Origin of the sequence: uncultured Erythrobacter sp. (assembly GCF_947492365.1) — a bacterium.
GTDB lineage: Bacteria > Pseudomonadota > Alphaproteobacteria > Sphingomonadales > Sphingomonadaceae > Erythrobacter.
Genome location: NZ_CANLMB010000001.1, coordinates 776,227 through 794,627, shown reverse-complemented (window position 1 = coordinate 794,627; position 18,401 = coordinate 776,227). Strand labels below are relative to the sequence as shown.

18 protein-coding genes are annotated in these 18,401 nt (G+C 53.8%); 11 read left to right on the top strand and 7 right to left on the bottom strand.

Annotated features, from left to right (window positions below):
* Nucleotides 1–22: 22 nt before the first annotated feature.
* Nucleotides 23–1,378, top strand: coding sequence for a hypothetical protein (locus Q0887_RS03865; RefSeq protein ID WP_299192481.1), 1,356 nt, complete (start codon nucleotides 23–25; stop codon nucleotides 1,376–1,378).
* An 82-nt stretch (nucleotides 1,379–1,460) separates the two neighbouring features.
* Nucleotides 1,461–3,887 (top strand): DUF4238 domain-containing protein, encoded by a 2,427-nt coding sequence (locus tag Q0887_RS03860; RefSeq protein ID WP_299192479.1) that lies wholly within the window; start codon nucleotides 1,461–1,463, stop codon nucleotides 3,885–3,887.
* A gap of 81 nt (nucleotides 3,888–3,968) precedes the next feature.
* On the opposite strand, the gene Q0887_RS03855 is transcribed toward Q0887_RS03860, so the two are convergent.
* Entirely contained in the window at nucleotides 3,969–4,187 is a 219-nt protein-coding gene (locus tag Q0887_RS03855) for a DUF5818 domain-containing protein (protein ID WP_299192477.1), read from the bottom strand.
* A 366-nt stretch (nucleotides 4,188–4,553) separates the two neighbouring features.
* On the opposite strand from Q0887_RS03855, the gene Q0887_RS03850 reads away from it, so the two are divergent.
* Nucleotides 4,554–5,138, top strand: a complete 585-nt coding sequence (locus tag Q0887_RS03850; RefSeq protein WP_299192476.1) for a hypothetical protein — start codon at nucleotides 4,554–4,556, stop codon at nucleotides 5,136–5,138.
* Here the strand turns inward: Q0887_RS03850 and Q0887_RS03845 are convergent.
* The gene (locus Q0887_RS03845) at nucleotides 5,135–6,094 is read right to left on the bottom strand and encodes a hypothetical protein (protein ID WP_299192474.1); all 960 of its coding nucleotides are present in this window, start codon (nucleotides 6,092–6,094) and stop codon (nucleotides 5,135–5,137) included. The two genes, Q0887_RS03850 and Q0887_RS03845, sit on opposite strands and share 4 nt — an antisense overlap.
* A 225-nt stretch (nucleotides 6,095–6,319) precedes the next feature.
* Between Q0887_RS03845 and Q0887_RS03840 the strand changes: the two genes are divergently transcribed.
* Nucleotides 6,320–7,189 (top strand): hypothetical protein, encoded by an 870-nt coding sequence (locus Q0887_RS03840; protein ID WP_299192472.1) that lies wholly within the window; start codon nucleotides 6,320–6,322, stop codon nucleotides 7,187–7,189.
* Between the two features lie 191 nt (nucleotides 7,190–7,380).
* The gene (locus Q0887_RS03835) at nucleotides 7,381–7,647 is read left to right on the top strand and encodes a hypothetical protein (RefSeq protein WP_299192470.1); all 267 of its coding nucleotides are present in this window, start codon (nucleotides 7,381–7,383) and stop codon (nucleotides 7,645–7,647) included.
* 149 nt (nucleotides 7,648–7,796) lie between these two features.
* On the opposite strand, the gene Q0887_RS03830 is transcribed toward Q0887_RS03835, so the two are convergent.
* The 5 genes from Q0887_RS03830 to Q0887_RS03810 form a co-directional block, all read right to left on the bottom strand.
* Entirely contained in the window at nucleotides 7,797–9,560 is a 1,764-nt protein-coding gene (locus tag Q0887_RS03830; RefSeq protein ID WP_299192468.1) for a bifunctional DNA primase/polymerase, read from the bottom strand.
* Nucleotides 9,557–9,730: a hypothetical protein gene (locus Q0887_RS03825; protein ID WP_299192466.1), complete on the bottom strand. Its 174-nt coding sequence runs from the start codon at nucleotides 9,728–9,730 to the stop codon at nucleotides 9,557–9,559. Before Q0887_RS03825 ends, Q0887_RS03830 begins: the two co-directional genes overlap by 4 nt.
* Complete coding sequence (locus Q0887_RS03820; RefSeq protein WP_299192465.1) at nucleotides 9,727–9,951, bottom strand: AlpA family phage regulatory protein; 225 nt, start codon at nucleotides 9,949–9,951, stop codon at nucleotides 9,727–9,729. The genes Q0887_RS03825 and Q0887_RS03820 overlap by 4 nt, the downstream gene beginning before the upstream one ends.
* A 104-nt stretch (nucleotides 9,952–10,055) precedes the next feature.
* Nucleotides 10,056–10,670, bottom strand: a complete 615-nt coding sequence (locus Q0887_RS03815) for a hypothetical protein (RefSeq protein ID WP_299192463.1) — start codon at nucleotides 10,668–10,670, stop codon at nucleotides 10,056–10,058.
* A gap of 4 nt (nucleotides 10,671–10,674) precedes the next feature.
* Nucleotides 10,675–11,817 (bottom strand): site-specific integrase, encoded by a 1,143-nt coding sequence (locus Q0887_RS03810; RefSeq protein ID WP_299192462.1) that lies wholly within the window; start codon nucleotides 11,815–11,817, stop codon nucleotides 10,675–10,677.
* Between the two features lie 143 nt (nucleotides 11,818–11,960).
* On the opposite strand from Q0887_RS03810, the gene Q0887_RS03805 reads away from it, so the two are divergent.
* From Q0887_RS03805 to Q0887_RS03780, 6 genes are all read left to right on the top strand, one after another.
* Nucleotides 11,961–13,103, top strand: coding sequence for an ATP-binding protein (locus tag Q0887_RS03805; protein ID WP_299192460.1), 1,143 nt, complete (start codon nucleotides 11,961–11,963; stop codon nucleotides 13,101–13,103).
* 21 nt (nucleotides 13,104–13,124) lie between these two features.
* Nucleotides 13,125–14,879 carry a hypothetical protein gene (locus Q0887_RS03800; RefSeq protein ID WP_299192459.1) on the top strand — a complete coding sequence of 585 codons (1,755 nt, stop codon included), beginning with the start codon at nucleotides 13,125–13,127 and terminating at the stop codon, nucleotides 14,877–14,879.
* A 457-nt stretch (nucleotides 14,880–15,336) separates the two neighbouring features.
* Nucleotides 15,337–16,587 (top strand): 3,4-dihydroxy-2-butanone-4-phosphate synthase, encoded by a 1,251-nt coding sequence (gene ribB, locus Q0887_RS03795; protein WP_299192457.1) that lies wholly within the window; start codon nucleotides 15,337–15,339, stop codon nucleotides 16,585–16,587.
* 7 nt (nucleotides 16,588–16,594) lie between these two features.
* Nucleotides 16,595–17,017: a 6,7-dimethyl-8-ribityllumazine synthase gene (gene ribH / locus Q0887_RS03790; RefSeq protein ID WP_299192455.1), complete on the top strand. Its 423-nt coding sequence runs from the start codon at nucleotides 16,595–16,597 to the stop codon at nucleotides 17,015–17,017.
* 206 nt (nucleotides 17,018–17,223) lie between these two features.
* Nucleotides 17,224–17,406 (top strand): hypothetical protein, encoded by a 183-nt coding sequence (locus Q0887_RS03785; protein ID WP_299192453.1) that lies wholly within the window; start codon nucleotides 17,224–17,226, stop codon nucleotides 17,404–17,406.
* Nucleotides 17,407–17,724: 318 nt separating this feature from the next.
* A complete protein-coding gene (locus tag Q0887_RS03780) occupies nucleotides 17,725–18,315 on the top strand; it encodes a winged helix DNA-binding protein (protein ID WP_299192451.1) in 591 nt (196 codons plus the stop codon).
* Nucleotides 18,316–18,401: the final 86 nt, after the last annotated feature.

Below are 18,401 nucleotides of genomic sequence, written 5' to 3'. Positions count from 1 at the left end.
AGATGGTTGTTAAGGGTAAGTAATGACGATTTTTGCGCGTCGGCGGATACAAACAATGCTCGACCAGCTCGCCCCCACGCTCGACCCGCAGAAGGGTCGCGATCTCTTGCGCCGACTTAACGATACAAAGTATGTCGCGCAGGCACTTCCAGCAGAAATGGAACTGGCTCTTGTCTGGGCTACTGGACGTTTGGGTGGCCTTGAAATCGAGCCCGAATGGTGGGGTGATCAAAAGCGCCCCGATATCGTTACCGATAGGCTAGTGCCCGGACGCGAGGCAGCGATCGAAATAGCCGCGACAAACGATAACGCGATTTCCGGCGAAGAAGAGATGGACGCGATCGCACGGCAAATGAGTGCGGCGGCAAACGAAGCGGAGAAAGGTAGCGGGAACTTTCTCTATTTCAGTTTCGCGGAGGAAAGTGGGTTCGAGAGAGGTCAGTATTTCCGGAAACGCATGGCACCAAAGAACTATGAACTGCGGGAACATATCAAACAAGCGTTGGCGCAATGGGTCTCGAGCGGAAGATCATTGACCCAAAGAATCAGGCTGAGCGATGCAGGACTTGACGTGACCGTGGAGCGGAAATCGTACCGTCAAACGCGGTACCACAACATCCATAGCAGCATGCCGCCTGAGACCCACTCTCTTGAGGGCAATCCACTATTTGGACTGCTGCGTAGAAAGAAGCGACAACTCAAGGCAGCACACGCAGACACCTTGCGGGTCATCTTTGTTGCCGATGTCGGTTCTACCTTGCTGAGAAGAATTGGAGAGGGGAGAGAAACGTACGGTAGCCAACTAACCTTCTCTGGGTCTCAGATTATCAGCCACTTTGTTGCCAAATACAGTGAAGAGGTCGACGCAATCGTCGTGTTCTCGCCTTGCAAAGACAGCTCTGGATTTGGTGAAACTGACATTATCGGACGGAAACGTCGCCGGTGGAACGTGAGTTTCTTCGGAACATCCAAGCTGCCCGATCCGCCTCCTGCGTTGGAAGAGATAGCCAGTTCGCTCCCGGCACCCCACTACGAAGGTTACCAAGCTAGGTCGCTATTTCGACAAGGCTCCTTCCAACCAAACTCGAGAGGGCAGTATCTAGGTATGACCATCAAGAGCACCACAGGGAAAGATGATCTGCGAATTGAGTTTCCCGCAAGAATGTTACTCGACCTCCTCGCCGGCCGAATGACGGAAAAGCAATTCCGACTTCTGCTCGAACCAAACAACTCTCGGAATATCTTTGAGCATTGGCTGAGCCGGGGTTTGACGATAAGCGGGGCCGAGATGGCACCCCGAGACTTAGATGAAGATGACGATCACTTGATTCTCTATTTCTCGGATGATCCTTCTGCTCGCCCATTTGTGTTGCCTTAAGAGTAGTCAAACCATAAGAAGTTAAGTTTGCTAAACACGCAAGCGGATCGTTTGAGCGCCATCGGCGTGCTAGTCGGGGCAAATGTCCAAGAGCAGAGACAATCACTATGTGCCTCAATGGTATCAACGCGAGTTCTTTGAACCAGAGAAGCAGACGCTAGCCTTTCTCGACCTGCAGCCCGAACAGCATGTACTGCCTGATGGGGGTACCGTTACTGGACGAGCGCTATTTTCCTCGCCAACGTCTCGCTGCTTCTTTCAGACCGACCTCTATTCCACTTTTTTTGGAACATCCGTAAACGACGAGATAGAAAAGCGCTTGTTTGGAGCCATCGACGAACGCGGATCGCGGGCGGTGCGGGCGTTTCAGCAAGATGACCAATCTCTTTGGCACGACCATTTTCAAGACTTATTCGAGTATGTCGATGTCCAAAAGCTCCGGACGCCAAAAGGGCTCGACTGGTTGCGGAGCCAATATCCATCGCTGTCGCAAAATGAGTTGATGATGGAGATGCAGGGCATACGCAATCTTCATTGTACGATCTGGACTGAAGGCGTGCGTGAGATTGTCTCCGCTGAAGATAGCGATGTGAAGTTTATCGTAACGGATCACCCGGTCACGATATTCAACCACGCCCTGCCGCCTGACGCGCCTGAATGTGCCGATCCGCAGGATCCGAGCATAGCGCTCAAAGGATCACAGACAGTCTTTCCGCTAGGCCGCGACCACTGCCTAATCCTCACCAACCTTGAATATGCTCAGGACCAAAATGCGCCGCCCCTTGAGAAGCGGACCTTTGCTCGCAATTACCGCCAGTCAATGGTTAGTACGATCGACTTCATTCGGACAAGAAAGCTGCAGAGCAGCGAAGTGGCCGCGGTGAATATGATCCTAAAATCGAGGACACGGCGTTATGTCGCAGCGGGTCGTAAAGAGTGGTTGTTTCCTGAACGATCGGTCACCGCAGACTGGGAAGACCTTCGTCGCGTCCTGCTCCCGCCAGTTGACGAGCTTTGGCATTTTGGTGGTGAAATTTATGCAAAATTTGAGAACGGCGACTTCCACTATCAGGACGCCTACGGGCGCACCGAAAAGGAACGCGCGTTTCTAAAAAGGTCACCGCCAGCAGAGGGCCTCAATCCCAAGGATTTTTGTGGATGTGGGTCCGGCATCGCCTATCGGGATTGCTGTCGGACCAGACCCGCTGCCCTCAGACCGAGTTGGACAGAAAAGAGCATTCGCGAACGAAACCTAGCATTACATCGGGGCATTTTGTCGATCCTCGGCATGGAGACGGGCAAAGACTGGACCGCTGTCAGGCGTGACCTGACCGAAGATCAAATTCGGGAAGTTTACGTCCTGAACGAGGCGCTTTGGCCGCTGGAAACTGATCTGCTTTCTCTTCTGCCCAAGCCTGACGGTCGACCACGAGCGGTTTACACCGGCTCCCTTCACCCGCAATCAATCGGTGAGTTTGCTTTGGGCGCATCACTTTATTTCGATGAGCTAATCATCCAGAACCCAATGGCTCACGCGGGTACGATTGCCGAGAAATTTAGACCAACGGAGAAGCCTAAGAGTTATCACCTCGAGTTTCTTAAATCTGTCGCGTTCCTACTTAACGTGATGCCGTTGGTGGATGCAGGGCTCATCAACCTCATCCCAGACCCATGGAACTTCGACTACAATCTTCGACGAGAGACCATGGCGATGGCGAAAGCGCGCACTGCCGGACTTAAAATCAGCCTGAAAGACGAACCGCGAATGGATGAGCTGATGCGTGTCGACTTTCTCCGTGACGTTTTGATGTGGCCGCGCGAAGCGCAGGAGGCACGGATTCGTGAGAACTTTCCGGACATTGATGATGTTGGCTTAGCCAAAATGTGGTTCGAACTCGAGCGACTGAAAAAAGAGGATCCACTGTCTGCCTTACAGGACGGCATTTTTGGCGGCGGAGAGGATGGAGGGCAGATGCGATTGATGCAGATGGGTCCGAATTTCGAGATCGCTATGTATCTCGCACAAGCGACCGGAGCTTCTATTGTTACCGACAGCACCTTCCGATGGCGTGAAGTCCTTTGGGCCTCTAGGCCGCGCACGGATGCTCCATCTGTGAGGCTTCGGAGCCTTTCGGCGAAGATTGCTCACGCCTCTTTCCTTTTCCCTGACAATCCGTACCGCATCGTCGATCTGTCATGTCAGGGAGTACTGGACGGTTATCCAAGCATATTCGCTAAGATGTTTCGGTATCTAAGTTCTGTCTCCGATCGTGGCGTCAAACCAAATTTTGAAGAAGGGCTTGCCGCGCGCTTTTCACAAATCCATTTTTCAGTTCAGAAAGAGCTCCGCAAACGAGGCGAGCCGGGAAACGAGGGAAAAGTCTCGTGCGTTATCCCGCCTGCTGGCATTCAAGACAATACGATCAATAGGCTTCTGCTCATGTCGAGCTCAGAGCATCATCTTCCGAACGTTCCGATGGCGTTTCATATTCAGCGTGCGAACTCGTGACGGGCAGCGGTTTTCGGCTGTTTGCGTTTCAAAACCGGACCAACCGACTCCGGCCCATCTACAGCAGTCTAGCCAAATGGCTTAAGCACTGTCCGAACAAGCAATCCGCATCCGATTAACGTCCAGCAAATTAAACCCACCCCTAGTGCCTTCGACCGTGACACGCTGACCGGCCAACTTCCGCGCTTTCCAGCCCCACCCGCAATCGAGTTGCCAGACACCGCCTCCATCCATCTCTAGTGCGTAAAGGCCATATTGCGACGGACGCAGGATGCCCGTCACCGTGTGACGTGTTCCCATCGGCATTTCGGGTAACTCCCCGGAAGTCGATGGCGGTACGCCCCCGCTTCGACTTCACACCAAGACTTGGTGATCGGGGTGTTAGTAAACCGAACCGAATCGGCCCCATGACCTTTAGGCGGGAGCCCTGGACATGCGCCATGGGCACCCCGACCATAGGTCAAGGCGTGTGGTGCAGTTTTCGGTCTGCACCGACCGTTCGGTTCGGGGTTACTAATCCCCAATGCCGTGCGTGGCGGCATCACCAAGCTGTATGGGACGGGTGGGCCTTTCAGGCAATAGAAAGCTGTATAGCCGGGGTTTTACCTGATCTTCGCCAGACTATTTCGTATAATCGCCCAGTTGCAGCGGCACAGAGAGGCTATCATGGGCGGCATCAATTCCGGGCGGAAACGCACTGTCCATCACGGAGCAGTCGAGCAGTTTCCTGTCATCGACCTACGCGTGCTGAAGCGCGCTGGGCTGCTGAAACCCGGTGAATGCACGTATGACACGTTGCGATGGCGAAATCAGGATCTAGAGGCGCTTGAGGTGCGAATTTTCTTCGATTTGAGCGACGAGAGCGATGCCGCAATACGCATTGCCGGTGACGTACCAAATCAGCGCGCGGCGATCGAGTGTGTTCCCTGCCCCTACGGTGGTTATCGCTGCTACTTCCTATGCCCGCTAACTGGATCACGGTGTGAGCAGCTTTTCGTCGTCGATGGCATATTCGCATCACGCAAGGCCCATAGGCTCGCTTACGCCAGCCAGAGTGAGGATGACCTATCCCGCGCTCGTCGAAAAGTGCGAAAGCTGAACAGGCAGGTCGAAGGGGATAGGCGCTATTCTCGTCCACGTGGTCGAAATCGATACACCAAGGTTCAGGAACTAAAACTGGCGAAAGATGGTGCTCAAGAGCTCTATAGCGAACGGCTACGGGCAGCCGTTGGCGAGGTGCCTCGGCATTAGATGTCGACTACCATCGCCTGGAGCAACGGCAATGGGTCGCAATCGAACTCGTCCCAAAATGCATTACTCGACCTTGCCCCGTTAGAGAACTCATCAATAACCTGCTCTACAATTTCATTGTGATAACTGGCGAGCCACGCGAATTTGGCACGCACCTTTACGTTTGTTGTTGCCACCTTGTCGCGGATCAGTGCTGTGTGATCATCCAAGAACTCAAAGTACTCGCCAGGGTGATCAAACTCAGATTCACTAGCCGAGAGATAGTCAATGAATCGAGTTCCATCGATATCGGTTCGTAACAGGTTGTTTACGTAACCAATCTCTTCCTCGGCACAATGGTCTTCCTTGTGTAGGCGAGTATCAGTGAGGAAAGATTGATATGCGCTTTCGTCAATTACAATTCGCGGTTGAACTGCTTCGTTGCTTTCAATTTCGTATGCTCGAACCATCGCTGGTCCGAAGACCGGACCACTGCCGTCAATGCCAGTATGAGCATCGCCAATGGTAACTCCGGCGCGAATGACAACTCCGCTACCTACGCATCGAACTTGCGCATGAAGCAGGTCGAGCAGCTCGTGAAAAAAGGCGCCGTCATGATATTGGGTCTCAAAGACACGAACACGTACAACTGCGTCCGAGACTGACTCCGAAAACGGCTGGCTGAAGAGACGCGCGTCTTTCATTCGCCTCGGCGTCTTTGCTTTATCTGGCATCGTAAATTCGCGCAGCCTCAGCATGATGTCCCTGATCTCATGCGCATGACGCGTGGTCAGAAGATCGCGAAACCCCAATACGTCAATGAAGCTAACAATGCACGGCTCATAGCCTTCACCTGGAACGCGAGCCGCCACTTCTGCTGCCAACTCAGAGCGTGCCTTCTTCCGGTCCTTTGCCCGCCGTTCCACTGATTCCACAACTTCTGCGACGGTTTGCACAGGGCTTTGACGATCGGCCATGGTTTATTCTCCTGTGCTGAAGAGGGAAAGGCACCGGTGCAGGAAGCGAACGACAATTTACTCACCCTCAGTCAAGACATTTCGGGATGACGCGCGCATATTTCAAACCAGCCGATCTTCAGAAGACAAGCTCACCTTCGATATCTTCTGCTAAACTCGTGACTCCGCTTCAAATTGGCTAATGAGGTAGTCTAACAAGCGAGCTGGATCATGCAAGGAAGTGTTTTGAGCGCTGAATCTCCCACCCGTTTTCTCTTATACATCGACATTCTTGGCTTTAAGGACATGACACTTAATGATCCTCGCAAGGTTGCGCGGGTATATTCCATATTGGATAGGTTGAATGTTCACGATCACCCAAACTTCAAGACAATCGTATTCTCAGACACGATCTTAACCTACAACCCTGAGCTTGTGGAAAGCAAAGAGGATCGCGAATACATAGTATGGTATCTTACTGAATTCGCGGAAGATCTTTATTCTCGTTTGGTTGGGCAAGACATCTACTTTCGTGCAATTCTAGTGGGCGGCGACTTCCATCATTTTCAATTGGATAATGTCGAATGCTTCTTCGGAGGCGCACTTATTCGTGCTTATCTCGCTGAGCAGGGACTGCCGTTCTTTGGGCTTCTCATGCACCAAGACTGTGTTCCCTATAATCGCTTTTTTCGCCTTGATCAGTTTGATGATGAGTACTCGTTTGTCTACCTTTCTAGACCAATTGAGCAGTTACACGAACTAGGTGCTAAATCGTATCCAGTCTCGTATCACGAAGTAGCGGATATGGCACCAAACATGCCGGAATCTATCCGGTTCCTTCAAGACACTTACAAGATGATGAGAAACAACAAAGAGCCTACCGTTCGCGCTAAAGCTCTCACCGTCTGGGACTTCTATTCTCGGCGATATCCGAAGATCATTGCAGCATTGACCAACAACAATTTCTCGCTTGATTCACTCGGACCCAGAAGCGCTTGGGCCGATGAGCAAGCGGCACTTGAAAAGAGTATCAAGTACTACAAGCGCATCGGCAGTGGATCTGAGGTGTCCATCGCTGTTCAGAAGTTCAGCAAGACTAAAAAGTGGAAGAAGTGAGGTCTGGTACCCAGTGGTGACCCAGCGCTGTCGATTGACAGCAAAAAGACACGCAATCCCATAGTCTATCCGCCCCAGACAGCCTCATTCTAAATCAGCGGGTCCAGTTTTGTAGGATTTCTGGATTTCGACCCTGACAAGCCTTGGGAACCTGTCTTAATCGGTCTGATGGTCAACGACAGGAGACCACTATGACGAAAACGACGATCAACTCAGGTGCTGCCTCTCGCAGCCGGAAGGCGACCAACAAAGCTAAAACCATCACGCTTGCCGATCTGTGCGAGCAAATGAAGATGAAGCCGCGTGAAGCGCGAATGCTGCTGCGGCTTGCGGTCAGCAAGAAGGATGAGTTCCCAGCCTTGGCCGAAGCTCATGTGCCGCGTCAGCCATGGCAATGGACAGTTGGGTCTAACGCCCTTGAAGAAGCGCGGAAGGCGCTGACAACCTTGGCCGAATGAAGGACGCCGGGCCAACAAATCGGATTCCCATTAGAAATTCATGTTTTCAGGTTTTCAACACCGGCAATCATTGGTGATTGAGGAGGAAGGATGTGATTGCACAACCTCCCCCCACCCGGCGTTGAAAACTTGAAAAGGTGAAAAGCTGGTCATTCAGGCGGCAATTCCCAGAACCATTTCTTGCCTTCACGTTGAGGGGTGATTTCGAGTTCCTTGCGCGCCCGATCCAAGGTTGACGCACTGATAGCCCTTGCCTCGGCATTGCGTTTCAACGGTCCGACCTCTTTTCGCCCATCGGCGAGCTCTTCCAGTAGATAGTCTTTGGCTACCTGCCGTTCGTCCTGCTGTGGACCGCGTGAAGTTGGATCAGCTGACAAGAATTCATCAGCGTCGATATCAGCGAATTTGTCGAAAGCGATCTTCGGCTGTTCGCCCTTCCGACCATCCGCGTCGCCCATCGTGAATAGCATGGCATCGCCCTTCTCGAAGTTGGTTTTTAGGTGAAGTAGGATAAACCCACGCACGTCATCATTGCGTCGGACAAGACCGAATTGGTTGCGTGAAATGCCAACGAAGTCGGTCGACCCCAACCCTTTTTTCATGGCCTGCTCTTGCGGACCCTTACCGAAATGGCGGACGCAGATTATCGCGCAACGTCGCCTATCGGCAATTTCTCCGAGGCGAGACATGAACTCGCGAACCTGAATGTTGCTGTTGCCGTCAACGCCTGTCATCGTTGCTTGGATCGGGTCGATGAACACTAGGCGCACTTGCTTCTCGGCGATTTCGCCGTCCAACCAATCCGTCATTTCCTTCGAGAGATCGAACGCGACAGTCTGGATAAACACGCGAGACAGGTCTGCTCCGTTCGCTATCAATCGCGGCTTTATCACTGCGCCCTTCAAGTCTTCGAAATTGAGCAAGAAGCAATTTGAAGGCTTGATCTTCTCGCCGTTGGGCAGGGTCTGACCCCGGCTCACGCGTGAGCAGAGCCATGCGGTGAACTGGCTCTTGCCATCGCCTGGATCACCATCGAGAAGTCCCAGCGTACCGAGACAGATGTAGGGGTACCATAGGAATTCCAGCTGCTCCTCAGGTATCTCCGAGAATGGAATCATCTGAGGGAATGCCTTGGCCGGATAGCGCGACACACTGCGCGTTATTTTTCGCACCTCGCGATCAGGTAAAGGCTCATCAGACATATCCTGATTGAGTGTTTTCAACGCCGCCAGAGCAGCTTGCTGTGGCACGCCCTTCGAATGAAGGTAACCCGCAAACTGGGTCAGTGTGCTGTTGCGCATGCCCTTAGGAATGGGGGCACCGCCGGTTTCTTCCTCGTGCTCGCGAACTCTCTTTGTGATCGAAGCGATGTTAACGGGAAGCGCAGCAATCGGGCGATCCTCCCAAACTGCATAGATCGCACCGTTCACATGACGTGATCCAGGGCCGACAACATAAGCCCCCTTCCCGCTCTTCACATCGAGCTTGTGCTGAGCACCGTTGCGCGAAGGCATTTCGCCATCAAAGTAGAAATGGAGGCCTCGCGCTGTCTTCACGGTAAGTGTTCGCGGTGGCCGGTAGCGAGACCTGAACGAGGCTATCGCCTCCCTGCTGTCGCAATCGATGACCACCAGGCCCTCAGTAGCAACCGCATAGTTCATATCCGGATATTCGCGATGCCATTTGCGGATGGTTTTGAGCTTTGTTGTCGCTCCTTTCACGCCGTTCGGCACAAGCGCGCTAATGGGATGCTTGCCCGGACTTTCGCAGTTTTTGCGCCCGCATGTGCAGGAGCCATTGACGATACCGTGGATCGGCAGGACAGGAATGCCCTGCCCTGCAAACCACTGCATCATGCCAAACACCGACGCAGATTGATCGAAACGAACGCGAATGGTGGTGGATTTGCTCATTGGATATCCTCCCCACCCAATCCGTCGGGAACATCAGGCGGCGGCATTCGATTGATCTCTTCCAGTGTCGCTTGATATTCTTCCTGTGTCTCGGCCTCGAACGCAAAAACTCGGGTAATGCTGATACCCGTTTGAGGATCGCGATATTCGCGCATCACAAAATGGTTCATCGACCAGCCTCCCGCTCAGCGGCAAGCGCATCGAGATGAGCGTCAACCTCTTCTTTGATCCATGCGACCGAATGGTCGCCAATTCGAATCCGCTTGGGCCAGCGCCCAGCAGCCTCTAACCGCAAGAGTGTGCTTGCACTTTGCGTAACACCTAATCTGCGCAGGTGTTCGCGCGTGTAGAACCGGCGGCGCACACCGCCGTCATTTGATTGATCTGTCATTTTCAAGGTTTCCTTCATCAGTCTGAATTGATGAAGGTCCGGACCTTCGTGGTCCTAAATGACGCCATCTGCTTCCGGGCGCCAACACTTGCTCTGGCAAAAAATCAGGCGTTTCTAAGTTTCTTTGCCGGACGAAGTTTCAGATAGTCACGCAAGTGGTGATCGAGGGTAAATGGCTTCCCGCATATCCTTGCGCTAGCAGCTTTCAGAATGATGGCAGATGTTGCTGTATCTTCTCCGCTGCTATGGTGATCACGCGACACTTCGACACCAGCTAGCTCACAAGCATCGGCCAGCTCACAAATGAGCTCAAATCGCAACTCCGCGTTGACGGTTGATTTGTCAGCCTTCCGGCCTTCAATGCAGTCAGAAAGCTCGTTCGAATACAGGTCAAGTTTGCCGAGAACACGAGTGAGTTCGGTCCAGTCCGCTTCAGTTAACTCGCTAGCGAGAATATCGGGTCGAGAGGAAAACTTCTCGCGCTTCGCAAGAGCGCCAACCAGCTTAGAGAGTGGTTCTCGCGCGTTGTCCTCCAGCCACTCTAGGTGCTTCTTAGGAGTAATGTAGCGCGGACCAACTTCGAATTTTGTGGGGGTGGTCTCAAGGACCTTGTGAAACCGCTTCCCAATCGGCTCGAATGCTCTCGCCAACTTGGCAGTAGTCTGGGGTTCGAGGCCTGTTTTCTTTCGCAGCTCGTTTTCGAATTGAGCGTCGAACATTCGATCAGAGTCTTGCAAGATACTGCCCCCATTTCTCTAGCGCTTCGCGCTTCTCGTCCTTGTAATTATGCCGATTATACACCAGCGCTACCCCCGAAATGATTCCGCTCATATGGTTGAGAATTTTGTCAGCAACATGAGGATCGACGCCCAAACTGGCCATGCCCGAAGTGGCTGTACGGCGCAGGTCATGCATATGCCAATCTGATGTTCCAGAGACCGCCTGAAGGCGGCGAAGCGCCTTGCTGAAACTGCTTATCGGCGACACTCGGGTAGTCGTGAATACGAGATCGCAATCCACGAACTGCGGTACCTCATCGAGCAGCTTCATCGCATAATCGCTAAGCGGCACGACATGCGGTTTTCCGTTCTTCGATCGCTCGGCAGGAATAGTCCAAGTGCGATTCTCGAGATCCAGTTCGGACCAGCGCATATTGGCTAGCTCACCGCGTCGCTGGGCCGTCGCAAGAAGCAGCGGCACATATTGCTTGTACGGATAACCATCCTGAGCGCAGGCATTGAGCAGGCTCGTGATTTCCTGCTCGTCCAGAACGCGGCTGCGCGCGACCTCCCTATGCTGTTTGCGGATACCGTTGGTTGGGTTCGTCTCAACTATCCCGCGTTCGATGCACCAGTTAAACAACTTACGAATATGCGCGAGAATGCGGTTCGACTGATAGAGCGCGCCACGTGCTGATGCAGCGTCCATGATTTCGAGAACGTCTTCGCGTGAGATCTTGCGGATGTCGCGCTGCCCATGAACGCTTACAAGTTCTCGGTTCAAAACACGCTGGGCTTCCTTCCAGCTCCTGTTATTCGGACAGGCATAGATCTTGACGAAGTCGCCGACTACAGCCTCAACCGTGAGATCGATCTGTCGACGACGACGTGCCGGATCGATCCCTTCATCGACCTGCCGCAAGACCTCCAACGCGATCTCCCGTGCTTTGGCTAACGAAACGCGAGGATAGATGCCGCATGAGAACCGCTTTTGCTTTGTACCGTAACGGTATTTGACGCTGAAGCTGATTCTCCCACGGACGCTCACCCTTGCACTAAAACCGGGGCACAAAAGGTCGTGCACCTCATAGCGCTTGGCCTTGGGTTTTAGGGCCTTGAGTGACTTGTCAGTGAGCGCCTTGCGCACGTGCCGTTCCTTTCAACGGCACATCAATAATCACAGTTTTCAAGCAATCTCAAAGAAAAGCCTGGGTTGCAAACAGTATAAAGCAGAAAACTCCAGCCTGATACGATATGCTGGAATCGAGTTAAGCAAGGCAGTAGGCAATCATGATCTCTGAACCACTTGAGGCGATCGGCACGGACACGCTTGATCGGCTGATAGCAAACGGTGTCGCTGAAAACCGGACACTCGAATATAAGAGGGATCTGCCCAACCCGAAGGACAAGGATAGCAAGCGAGAGTTTCTCGCAGACGTCACGTCATTTGCCAACTCGCAGGGCGGTGACCTCCTATACGGAATCGATGCCCCTAGGGGCATACCAACCGCGATAGCCGAGTTATCAATTGACGATCCGGACGCCGAGCTTCGGCGGTGGGAGGACATCATCCAAAGTGGTGTAGAGCCTCGTATTCCAGGCCTCCATTTTCGATGGATCGCTTACGCTGAGGGCCGAGGGGTATTGCTTATCCGCGTGCCGCCAAGCCCAGTAGGGCCTCATCGGATTATCTTCGGCAACTGGAGCCGCTTTTTCAGCCGGAGATCGAATGCCAAATATGAGATGGACACGCACGAATTGCGCGAGGCTTTCGTAGCTGGCGAGGCCCTTCCCAATCGCATCCACTCCCTACACCTGCAAGCGGTTGAAGCCGCCGTCCGGGGCGATCTGCCAGTCGGGCTCGGCGATGATCCGAAAGCAATCGTATCGCTAGTGCCTATGACCTACTTTCGCGAAAGACGTGATCTCGACATTAAACCCGAAAATGCGCTCGCACCAATTAAGCCGTCCGGTTACATGGATTCCGTGGAGATGATTGAAGGTGTCTTGCTTCACACCAACCCAAGCGAAAGCGGGGCTGTCCGCTCCTATGCAATCACATATCGCCAAGGCAGAATCGACGTTGTCTGGACGATCGGACGTGTCGTCCATGAACTCCGGAAAGTTGAAGCGCCTATTGTTTGGCCCAAACGGTTCGAAGATGGTGTTTTGGACGCCGCGATATCGGGCGTCGCAAGGCTCCAACCTTTCGGCATAGAAGGCCCGTGGACGGTCCACGCCAGCCTTACGGGCATTCGAAACTATCACCTCGTCGTGAACAATGAATATTGGTCTGATCCGGCATGGCGTGATCAGGTCACACTGCCTTCGCTACGTGTTGAAATGATGAATCGCGCTGCCCTCATTCCCCTACTAAGATCTTTCTGGCTGGCCTTCGGAATTCGGCGGCCTGAAAACCCCTTCAATACTTAGTCATGACGAAGTGTGCCCGCGATGATCGATTATCTTGATGAATTCCCAATACAAGTAGAGTTCTTGCCTCCGCGCTTGGTGGCCCTTCTGGAACCTGTAGGACTAGACAGAAATCTTCGAGTTGATGTGACGACGCGAATTGAGTTCGATCCATATGGAGCCAATCGCGAACACGTTTACATGATCATGGCGCTCGCTCCAGATGATGGACCTGGCGACATCTCGAAATATGATGAATCAGGTCACGGCGTTGTGTATTTCTCGCAACCTGATGTGAGGGAGCTTGGCGAAATAAAGGAATTTTCTCCATCCATTTCAGGTCTCGATTACATTGTCGCTTCGCAAGGGAATAGCTCCTTCTACGGATATCAACTCGCAGAAAAGGTTTGGATCGCCCTTGGTCTAACGCCGCGTGTGCTTGGCGGTGAGCAACAGAAACTGATTTACGACGATCTATCATTGCCTGAGTTTGGCGTCTCTGAGGGGGAAACCTCCACGGAGTATTATTACACGTCAAAACGCAACGTAAACTGGACGATGTCGAATGAGTACCTGCGCCGATATCTCTGGATGCGGGGCAACCACGGTGCTCGATTGATCTACTATCAAGCTTTGCTGCCGGATCATGCTGAAATTCGAGGCCTGATGAATGGCAAAGCACACGAGGTGCTAAGGCCGAAAGGTGGCTGGTATGACCTCGACATCCGCGAGCATGACGGCGGGCTCCTTATTCAACTCTGGGCAATCGTGCATGCCATCGCGCCGGAGCTTTGCCCCGAACCGTCCGCTGAAGGATTAAATTGGCCCGGTATTGAAGGCCCAATGACTCATGCAAGGGCGAACGCACTTACTGCGATGACGCCTGTCTATCTCGATGATCGATTTCTGGAACGCTACGAACAAAGCGGTTTCTTCAACACCGTTCCCACGCGGGTTGAGCAGGCATGGTATTGTAACCCTTCTTATCTAGGACAGTGGAGTTTCACAGATTGCATTCGAGTTGGTCGAAACATGATCCGCCTGCCGATGCGCGAGTTGTATAAGCCCAAACCGGACCGAGAAATTCTTCATGCCCATGCGCATGTGCTGACACCAGCGAAGGTTGCTGAATTTGATCAAGCCGAAGAGCACATTGCTTCGAAAACGGGTAGGTTTGTGGCTGAGTTGCTCAGGTTCGGAGATGTTCTTTCGGTAGTTGGGCAACACTTCGGGGATGATCGGGGAGCTGACGAGATCGTCGGTATTTCCCGCGCTGAGATAAATGCAAACGGTTGGCTTCATTACCCGCAGCTAGTGCGATTGGCGCAAGTCGCTTCGCTCGACATGACAGAGCAAGCTTTCCTGTCGCGTTGCAAAAGTATTCATGAACTCTGGCAGAAAACACCCAATGCATTCCTTCGAGACCTTCTCGTCCATGCTGGCCATGCCCGAGTGTCAATCAAGGATCTGGGCAGCCTCAAGCTTTTGCAGGGCCTCACGAACGTATTTGAACGTTTGAATCGAGACGGAGAAAGTCTTGATGCCTTCGGTGCCGGAGGCGATCCGGACGATCTTACAACGCGGAACCCGTCACTAGCTCTGCTCTTCATCAACAATGATCTGCGCATCTCCGATGCACATGATGCAGGCGAGACGCTGGCTCATCTCGAAAATGCGGGTTTTGATATCGCCGCTGTGAACCAAGGCTTTGGCAAAGCCCTCGATCACGTGTTCGATGGAGTCATTTCGGCGTTTTCTCATATTGGTGCACAGGTTGAAGAGATATTGCATCGATAAGGCGGTCCGCCTTCGACACTTGAAAACTAGGAAACTTCCTGACACGGATGACCCCAGTCGATATGATGCGCACGTCGACCCGCCGGTCCTTTGGTTGGGCGCCCTACCCCACACGCCACACCAAGTGCCGCGCGACATTTTCTAGAAATTTGAGCTTCAATAAGATGCGTGTCTCGTGCTGGGTCCCACTAGGGTCGCAGACGCCTGAACTTGTCTGCTAGGACCTGAAAGAGCCTGCAACGATCTGCAGACCCCAACCGTATGATTTTTGAACGAAGTGAGGAAATTTGCAGCGATTTAACAAGAGCTTAAGCAGTACTCTTAATCAGCGGGTCCTAGGTTCGAACCCTAGTGCGTCCACCATTCCTTCCACTCCTCCGTCCAAGCATTCCCCAATCACACGACAATAACACTTCTGATAGCTTGCGATCACATTGTGGTGTGATACGAACCGCGTATGAGCACATCCACGATCACACGCGTCCGCGATCTTGTTGAAAGCGGAGAGATGACCAAGGCCGGGCTTGCCCGCGCTGCCGGTCTGCATGCCAACACTTTGCGCGACGCGGCCGAGCCCGACTGGAACCCTACTGCCGAGACTTTGGCGAAGCTCGAAAGTTTCCTCGATGCCAATGATGAGCGCCCCGTGCTGGTCGGGATCGAGGAGATCATCGACGAAGCGCGCAATGGCCGCATGTATATCCTGGTCGATGACGAGGACCGCGAGAATGAAGGCGACCTCATCATCCCCGCGCAGATGGCGACCCCTGCTGCGATTAACTTCATGGCCACTCACGGTCGCGGGCTGATCTGCCTCGCGCTCGACAAGGCACGCGTGGACGAACTCGGCCTTGAACCGATGAGCCGTAACAACAAGGAATCGATGCAGACCGCCTTCACGATTTCGATCGAGGCGAAGGAAGGCGTGACCACCGGCATCTCCGCCGCCGACCGCGCGCGCACCGTCTCTGTCGCCATCGACGCGACCAAGGGCCCCGACGATATTGTGACGCCGGGCCATGTCTTTCCGCTCACCGCTCGCGATGGCGGAACACTGGTCCGCGCGGGCCACACCGAGGCAGCGGTCGATATCTCGCGGCTTGCAGGCCTCAACCCCTCGGGCGTGATCTGCGAGATCATGAACGAAGACGGCACGATGGCGCGGCTGGACGATCTGGTGGCTTTCGCGCGCAAGCACGACCTCAAGATCGGAACAATCCGCGACCTCATCGCCTACCGCATGCGCAACGATCATCTGGTCGAACGGATCGACGAACGCAGCTTTGAAAGCGATTATGGCGGCCAGTGGCGCATGATCACATACCGCAACATCGTCGCCGACAGCGAAGCCTATGTCCTGCAAAAGGGGCATGTCTCTCCCGACGAGCCCACCCTCGCCCGCGTTCACCCGATCTCTGTTTTTGACGATGTTCTGGGCGCGCCCGGCCCGCGCAAGCGCACCTTGCAACGCGCCATGTCGGCGATTGGCGATCATGGGTCTGGTGTGATTGTCATCCTGACCCAGCGCGTTGGTTCCAGCGGCAATTGGTCTCAGGAAGAAGCCAACCGCAATATCGGCATCGGCTCACAGATCCTTGCCGATCTAGGCGTTCAGGAAATGGTGCTGCTGACCAATTCGCGCCCTGATCTTGTCGCACTCGAAGGTTATGGCATCACCATCACCGACCACCAACCGATCCCGGAGTAATCCCCCAATGGCCAAATTTCTGATCGTCGAGGCGCGTTTTTACGCCTCGCTCAACGACATGCTTGTCGCAGGCGCGAAAGCGGCTCTGGAGGAAGCCGGGCACGAGGTCGAAGTGCTCACGGTGCCCGGTGCACTCGAAATTCCCGGTGCAATCGCTATGGCTGCCGAAAGCGGAGGCTATGACGGCTTTGTCGCCATCGGCGTGGTTATTCGCGGTGAAACCTATCACTTCGAAATCGTCGCCGGAGAAAGCGCGCGCGCAATCATGGCGCTGACGATGGATGGTATCCCTATCGGCAACGGCATTTTGACAGTCGAGAACGAAGCGCAGGCGCTGGTCCGCGCCGACTCTGCCCAAAAGGACAAGGGCGGCGAAGCGGCCAAAGCGGCGATTGCGCTCTATGATCTGGCGGGCCGGTTTGACCGTTAGGTAAGTTTTTCGCACGAATTGGCCGTAAAAGGCACTCAAACCGCCTTAAACTACGTAGTTTCCCTGATGCAGTTATACATAAGGGGCCTATGCAGACCGGGTGTTGAGGAGCCTCACACTGCCGTCATCAATTCCGGGTCGCGCTGGGACTGGATGGTCACGTGAAAAACATAACAAACACCGTAAAATCGGAAATTCTGCACTGCATGGACGATCTCGAAGACGTCCTTTCAAAACTTGACGCCATAGGCGCAGGAATAGCTGCAATCCATGTCGATGCCGCGATTGAGCAGCTTCGTGGCAATCTCGCTTCGGCTGAAGTGCAAACCTCGAACGAGTGCGATTTTGATGCCGGTTCAACATACGCAAGAATGCGCATCGTGCACTAGGATTCCGCTGATTTTTCAAATTAATTCATAGCATTACCAACATTTTCTCCTCCCTTAAGGGGTTCTGCGTAATGACCTTTGCGCATCAATTCGCCTACTTATTGACTGGGGCGGATAGGGATCGTTTTACTGTCATTTTGACAGCCCGCCCCGGTTGGAGATCGTTCTGGTGTTGCGGGGCAACCCTTCTCAACGGATTTCGCAAAAGTCTGGGTTTGACCACGGATTGACGCCCCGGTTCAAACCAGATTGCGGCGCTATACGTTCGGGACATTTTGGGACCGGTTTTCACACGCTTTCCAGCATGGGGAGGTGCGCGTGACCGAACTGAAGAACCACCAATTGCTATCCGGGTTGACGGTGCAGACCAGTGACGCTGCATCTCCGCACCTTGATATTGAATCGCTCGCCGACCAGTTGGTCGAAATCGCAAACGAATTGCGCGCGGGCGTCGGAGCGCCGCCGGTTCAAATCAATGGTGGAACACTCGCGGCGAAGAGGCGCGATCAGCGCCCTTCACTGCCTCCCAGCCCAGCGAATTCCGGCTTCAGCGATCCTATGCATGTTCGCCAGCTCAACGCCCAAATCGCCCGCGAAATCTACTCCACGCGCCGGCGCCGCTCGACCATTTTCGGCAACCCCGAACTGTTTGGCGAGCCTGCCTGGGACATTCTGCTAGACCTGTATGTCGCGCATGTCGAGGGTAAGCCTGTTTCGGTGTCCAGCGCGTGTATCGGCTCAGCCGCTCCGCCCACAACCGGCCTCCGCTGGCTCGGTGTATTGGCGGAGCACGATCTGATTTTGCGCGAACACGATCCGGACGATCAACGCCGCGTCCTAGTGCGCCTGACCGAAGAAGGTCTGGCAGCGATGGACGAATTCTTTGCCAGCACTGCGGCCCCTGCATAGCTGCTTGCTGGCAGTGTCTGGGCCTGTCTCATCTGACCCCTGTAGTGAATGAGACGGGCCCAGGCGCACCTGGTTAAGCGCCCTTT